5 protein-coding genes are annotated in these 6,941 nt (G+C 31.5%); all 5 read right to left on the bottom strand.

What is annotated here, in order from left to right:
• On the bottom strand, positions 1 to 406 hold a 406-nt coding region (locus A9G11_RS00065; RefSeq protein ID WP_141674304.1), incomplete at its 3' end, for a hypothetical protein.
• A gap of 161 nt (positions 407 to 567) precedes the next feature.
• A complete protein-coding gene (locus A9G11_RS00060; protein ID WP_065617500.1) occupies positions 568 to 2,484 on the bottom strand; it encodes a hypothetical protein in 1,917 nt (638 codons plus the stop codon).
• 58 nt (positions 2,485 to 2,542) lie between these two features.
• Positions 2,543 to 3,418, bottom strand: a complete 876-nt coding sequence (locus tag A9G11_RS00055) for a hypothetical protein (RefSeq protein WP_065617499.1) — start codon at positions 3,416 to 3,418, stop codon at positions 2,543 to 2,545.
• A 116-nt stretch (positions 3,419 to 3,534) separates the two neighbouring features.
• Positions 3,535 to 5,406 carry a hypothetical protein gene (locus A9G11_RS00050; protein ID WP_065617498.1) on the bottom strand — a complete coding sequence of 624 codons (1,872 nt, stop codon included), beginning with the start codon at positions 5,404 to 5,406 and terminating at the stop codon, positions 3,535 to 3,537.
• Between the two features lie 161 nt (positions 5,407 to 5,567).
• A partial coding sequence (locus A9G11_RS00045) for a hypothetical protein (RefSeq protein ID WP_218055992.1) occupies positions 5,568 to 6,941 on the bottom strand: 1,374 nt, incomplete at its 5' end.

The raw sequence follows: 6,941 nt of genomic DNA, 5'->3' as shown, positions 1-6,941 counted from the left end.
TATCGAAAATATAAAAATGAACCCCATCATCAAGGTCTTGAAACGCATCAGTTGGGTATAATATTTCAATGATATCTCTGTCTCGTTCCAATACATCTTGATATTGATAATGATTATTTAATTTGACTTCGGCAATATTTTGTCTAGCAATAGGGAGCATACTAGGATCTGTTTCTAAAGCATTACTAATTGCTAAAAATAGTTTTTTTCGTGGAAAACTATATTTATTATTCATATAATTACTAAAATCATACTGAAAATAGATTTTATTGGGTTCAATAGCTTGAGCTTTTAATTGGTTAATAATAGCTGTTTGGTTATCCATTACTGTCTGTGCGTAAGCAGATTGAATAACCAAAAAGCAAAAGACGATAGCCAGCCTAACTATTTTTAATCTATTTTCCATATTTTAACTTTCCTAAATAGGGCGTTTGCGCCGAATATTTGCGATTATCTAGCATAACCGTACAATGACACCTTACTTAACTTCTTCTCTTTCATTGTATTATTTTAGTTATTGTTTATAGATTACTGATTAATATATTATTTTATTTTCCCATTTAATGATTACTTACTTTCCTCACTTGGTTGGTGATGTTCTAAGTAAAAATCAAAAAGTCCATATTCAAACGTATCAGGAGAGATAGGTGCTTTGCTATCATAAAATTGTTGATTGTCAATTTCATCATCCTCGAATAAATCTGTGGTATGGGTAACTTGACCTTTTTCATCAAGGTATTCGTTTTTTATAACGTTTCTATTATTTTGTACCGACAATGTAATATGATTAGTTTTCACCCCTTTATTATTAAATCGTTCATAGATTGCGTTAACTTCACCTTCTTTTACTTCACCTCTTTTAATAAGTTTAAATGTGCGGATAATAATGCCACTACCATTTTTGATAGTTTGATAACGTGGATAATAATTGCCATTTTCATATTGGCTTTCGATAAGCATGTCCTGAAAAACAGGGCTTTGCAGCACATTTAATTTACTGGCAATTAACGTATTGTTATTATATTCAAATTGATATGCTACTTTTATAATACGTGTTTTTTGCACAATGGAGATAATTTTCCCCATCTCTTTTTCTACACGAATATAGCTAGGCAATGCAACTGCTTGCTCTACATTGTCTAATGGTTGTAATTGCCCGTTATCCCCCATTGTAAAAAAGTAGATATCGTTTTCTAATGGTTTAAATTGCTCTAAAGGCAAGGTGATTGGCGATTGTTGCCATTTTTCTTTGATAAGGGTTTTATATTGGTAGTTATCACCCACTTCAAATTTGATTAAATCACTGTATTTCTCTTTGGGTTGTTGATTTTCAGCCTCAATTAAGCTTAATGGTGCTTGATGCGGGAAGTTTTTATAGCGATTATTAAAAAAATTAGGGTATGGCAGTTTATTATAATAAGTTTGATTTGGCTTAATGCCCAAAAATTTAGCCCGGTTTATGGCTTCGCTATCCCACGGTGTGGTATTGATATCAAAAGTATGTCTAAATAGCTTACCAGTTAAGACACCAGAAGTTTTTTCAATATCCATAATTAAGGTATTGTAAGGATGAGCTTCTTCCAAACTCTGACTTGTCTCAAAAATTTTATCTGGTTTGTTATTTGTCGTTTCGATTACTTCCCCTCGTTGATTTAATCGCTGATTTTCAATTCGAAGGTAAGGTTTTTTAGATTTATCATAATAGATAACATGATTGGTTTTAATACCCTGATTATCAAAATACTCTTCTATACTCTCAATGCCATCTTTTTCAAGATAGCTAGCTTGCATGGTTTGCCCGGTCGATATATTTTTTTCATTACTTTTTATACTTTTCCCGTTTTCATCGTAAAAAATTTCATAAAAGAATATTAATTGTTGATTATTATTATACATTTCCAATACTGTATGTTTTAAATTCTGGTTTGGCCAATAATCGTAAACAAAGTGGGCAATGGACGTTAACGGTCTTTTTTGGATACTGATGACTATGCCATTTTTCTTTTCGACCCGTAAATAGCAGGGTAGCTTAAATATATCTTCAAATTTCTCTTTTTTTTGTAACTGATTATTTTTATCGAAAATATAAAAATGAACCCCATTATCAAGGGCTTGAAACGCATCAGTTGGGTATAATATTTCAATGATATTTCGTCTTCTGTTTAATACATCTTGATATTGATAATGATTATTTAATTTGACTTCGGCAATATTTTGTCTAGCAATAGGGAGCATACTAGGATCTGTTTCTAAAGCATTACTAATTGCTAAAAATAGTTTTTTTCGTGGAAAACTATCTTCATTATCCATAAAATTACTAAAATCATACTGAAAATAGGTTTTATTGGGTTCAATAGCTTGAGCTTTTAATTGGTTAATAATTGCCGTTTGATCGTTCATCGTTATCTCCGCACGTGCAGTTTCAATACTGGTTATTATGCCTACTATAAAAAATAGTAAGTAAATTTGTCGAATTTTTTTCATATATACCTTAATATTTTAAATGAGTTAGCAGCCTTTATATATTATGATATTCCGGTAATTAGATATATTGAGATATCTGCCATAGCTTGTTTATTAATTTCTTTCTTTCTTCATATTTTGAATTAAGATTTTCCTCATCATTTAAAGATGTTTTATATGCCAGAAAATATGGATCGAGATCTTTTCCTATACAATCAAAATCAGCCAAATTACATGTAGCTAATAATAGATATAAAAAAGTATGGCAATTGGTTTCATCAAAACTATTGAGATTATAACTCCATACATCGTCAAAGCTTTTAGCAAAATCTCTAATTTCTGCTATTATCTGCTCATCTGTTCTTGAATCTCCAGGTAATAGGTAGGGATTAGTTGTAAAGTCAATTTTATCTGGATGAAATCGACCGTTTTGATGAGCATCAAATGGCCTTATTGAAAGATCGTTATTTTCTTCACGTCTCCCTGCATTGCGTTCTTCTGTATTAGATAATATTTTACCCTTATCTTTCTCTCTTCTAAGTTCACAATCACCATTTAAAAAACCGTTACCTTTTAAAAAATTACTTAATCCGGATCCGAAGAGTACAGCATCATCTGGATACCAACCATAACTTTCACGAAAACCATTGGCTTTTTTACATATTCCATTTAACTTAGGCAGATCCTTTTCGGCTAATCGGTCTTTTCTTGCCTTTTCCATAAATTCATCGGTTTCGTCCTCATCTTGATGAATAATTTCAATCCAATAATGTCCAGGATCTATTTGAGTAATTGATTTAACTGTAATAAAGATTCTGCTTAATACAATATTGTCTAATTTTCTGGCACCGTCTTTAACTTTTGTGTAGATACCATAATCATAATGATCATTTGGATTATTATAAGTTTTACCCATAATATCTATTATTACATTTTGGCCATCGAAAGCTCCCATCTTTAATTCCTTTTATACCTAAATGTTACTTCAGCCTCTTCATATCCAGATGACACCATTTGAGTTTTCCCTTGCGCATCGGTTTTGCCTTCAGCTATGATTTGTTTATCAGTTGGTTAATGATGATATAAGTAAAAATCAAAAAGTCTATCGTCAAAACCATCAGGGAAAAAAGGTAGTTCATCATAAAATTGTCGATTTTCAATTTCACTATCCTCGAATAAATCCGTGGTATGGGTGACTTGACCTTTTTCATTAAGATATTCGTTTTTTATAACGTTTCTATTATTTTGTACCAACAATGTAATATGATTAGTTTTCACTCCTTTATTATTAAATCGTTCATAGACTGCGTTAACTTCGCCTTCTTCAACATATTTAAATGAGCGGATAATAATGCCGTCAGCATTTTTGATGACTTGATAAGTTGGCGTAGAGTCGCCACTTTCATATTGGGTTTCGATAAGCATGTCCTGAAAAACAGGGCTTTGAAGCACATTTAATTTACTGGCAATTAACGTATTGCTATTATATTCAAATTGATATGCTACTTTTATAATACGTGTTTTTTGCACAATGGAGATAATTTTCCCCATCTCTTTTTCTACACGAATATAGCTAGGCAATGCAACTGCTTGTTCTACATTGTCTAATGGTTGTAATTGCCCGTTATCCGCCATTGTAAAAAAGTAGATATCGTTTTCTAATGGTTTAAATTGCTCTAAAGGTAGGGAGAGGGGGGATTGTTGCCATTTTTCTTTGATAAGGGTTTTATATTGGTAGTTATCACCCACTTCAAATTTGATTAAATCACTGTATTTCTCTTTGGGTTGTTGATTTTCAGCCTCAATTAAGCTTAATGGTGCTTGATGCGGGAAGTTTTTATAGCGATTATTAAAAAAATTAGGATATGGCAGTTTATTATAATAAGTTTGATTTGGCTTAATGCCCAAAAATTTAGCCCGGTTTATGGCTTCACTATCCCACTGAGTGGTATTGATACCCAGAGTATGTCTAAATAGCTCATCAGTTAAGACATCAGCAGTTTTTTCAATATCCATTGTTAAGGTGTTGTAAGGGTAAGTCTCGTTAAGAGCTTTTTGAAAATCAAAAATATCAATAGGATTTTGATTTGTCGTTTCGATTACTTCACCTTGCTGATTTAATCGCTGATTTTTAATCTGGGGGTAAGGCATAGTTTCATCATAATAGATAACATGATTGGTTTTAATGCCCTGATTATCAAAATACTCTGCTATACTCTCAATGCCATCTTTTTCAAGATAGCTAGCTTGTATGGTTTGCCCGGTCAATATATTTTTCCTGTAACTTTTTATCCTTTTTCCATTTTCATCATAAAAAGATTCAGAAAAATAGATAATATGATGATCATTGTTATACATTTCCAATATAGCATGTTTTAAATTCTGGTTTGACCAATAATCGTAAACAAAGTGAGCAATGGCCGTTAACGGTCTTTTTTGGATACTGATGACTACGCCATTTTTCTTTTCAACCCGTAAATAGCAAGGTAGCTCATATACATCTTCAAATTTCTCTTTTTTTTGTAACTGATTATTTCTATCGAAAATATAAAAATGAACCCCATCATCAAGGGCTTGAAACACATCAGTAGGGTATAATATTTCGATGATATTTCTATCACGTTCAAATACATCTTGGTATTGATAATGATTATTGAGTTTTACCTGAGCAATATTTTGTATTGCCGTAGTGAGCATACTTGGATCTGTTTCTAAAGTATTATTAGCTGTTAAAAATAGTTTTTCCTTTGGAACACTATCTTCTTTACTATAGAAATTACTAAAATCATGCTGAAAATAGTTTTTATTGGGTTCAATAGCTTGAGCTTTTAATTGGTTAATAATAGCCGTTTGATCATCCATTACTGTCTGTGCGTAAGCAGATTGAACAGCCAAAAAGCAAAAGACCATAGCCCGTCTAACTATTTTTAATCTATTTTCCATATTTTAACTATCCTAAATAGGGCGTTTGCGCCGAATATTTGCGATTATCTAGCATAACCGAACAATGACACCTTACTTAACTTCTTCTCTTTCATTGTGTTACTTTAGTTATTGTTTATAGATTACTGATTAATATATTATTTTATTTTCCCATTTAATGATTACTTACTTTCCTCACTTGGTTGGTGATATTCTAAGTAGAAATGAAAAAGTCCATATTCAAAAGTATCAGGAGAGATAGGTACTTTGCTGTCATAAAATTGTCGATTGTTAATTTCATTATCCTCGAATAAATCCGTGGTATGGGTAACTTGACCTTTTTCATTAAGGTATTCGTTTTTTATAACATCTCTATTATTTTGTACCGACAATGTAATATGATTAGTTTTTACTCCTTTATTATTAAATCGTTCATAGATTGTGTTAACTTCACCTTCTTTCACTTCACCTATTTTAATAAATTTAAATGTGCGGATAATAATGCCGTCAGCATTTTTGATGACTTGATAAGTTGGCATAAAGTCACCATTTTCATATTGGGTTTCGATAAGCATGTCCTGAAAAACAGGGCTTTGCAGCACATTTAATTTGCTAGCAATTAACGTATTGTTATTATATTCAAATTGATATGCTACTTTTATGATGCGTGTTTTTTGCACAATGGAGATAATTTTCCCCATCTCTTTTTCTACACGAATATAACTTGGCAATGCAACTGCTTGCTCTACATTGTCTAATGGTTGTAATTGCCCGTTATCCGCCATTGTAAAAAAATAGATATCGTTTTCTAATGGTTTAAATTGCTCTAAAGGTAGAGAGAGGGAGGATTGTTGCCATTTTTCTTTGATAAGGGTTTTATATTGGTAGTTATCACCCACTTCAAATTTGATTAAATCACTGTATTTCTCTTTAGGTTGCTGATTTTCGGCCTCAATTAAGCTTAATGGTGCTTGATGAGGGAAGTTTTTATAGCGATCTTTAAAAAAATAAGGATATGGTAGTTTATTATAATAAGTTTGATTTGGCTTAATGCCCAAAAATTTTGCCCGGTTTATGGCTTCGCTATCCCACGGTGTGGTATTGATATCAAAGGTATGTTCAAATAATGAATCGGTTACAGTAATATCGCTTTTTTCTATATCCATAATTAAGGTATTGTAAGGATGAGTTTCCTCTAAACTCTGACTTGTCTCAAAAATTTCATCAGGTCTTTGATTTGTTGTTTCGATTACTTCGCCTTGCTGGTTTAATCGCTGATTATCAATCCGAGGGTAAGGTTTTTTAGATTTATCATAATAGATAACATGATTGGTTTTAATACCCTGATTATCAAAATACTCTGCTATACTCTCAATGCCATTTTTTTCAAGGTAGGTAGATTGTATGGTTTGCCCGGTCAATATATTTTTTTCATTACTTTTTATGCTTTTTCCGTTTTCATCGTAAAAAATTTCATAAAAGAATATTAATTGTTGATTATTATTATACATTTCCAATACTGTATGTTTTAAATTCTGGTTTGGCCAATAATCATA

The organism is Gilliamella sp. wkB108 (genome assembly GCF_001690195.1).
Taxonomy (GTDB): domain Bacteria; phylum Pseudomonadota; class Gammaproteobacteria; order Enterobacterales; family Orbaceae; genus Gilliamella; species Gilliamella apicola_L.
Note: the sequence above shows the minus strand (reverse complement) of the source record. Positions and strands in the feature narration are given on the sequence as shown.

Coding starts and splice junctions, on each gene's coding strand:
- A9G11_RS00060 (WP_065617500.1), bottom strand. CDS start 2,484: ATGAAAAAAATTCGACAAATTTACTTACTATTTTTTATAGTAGGCATA.
- A9G11_RS00055 (WP_065617499.1), bottom strand. CDS start 3,418: ATGGGAGCTTTCGATGGCCAAAATGTAATAATAGATATTATGGGTAAA.
- A9G11_RS00050 (WP_065617498.1), bottom strand. CDS start 5,406: ATGGAAAATAGATTAAAAATAGTTAGACGGGCTATGGTCTTTTGCTTT.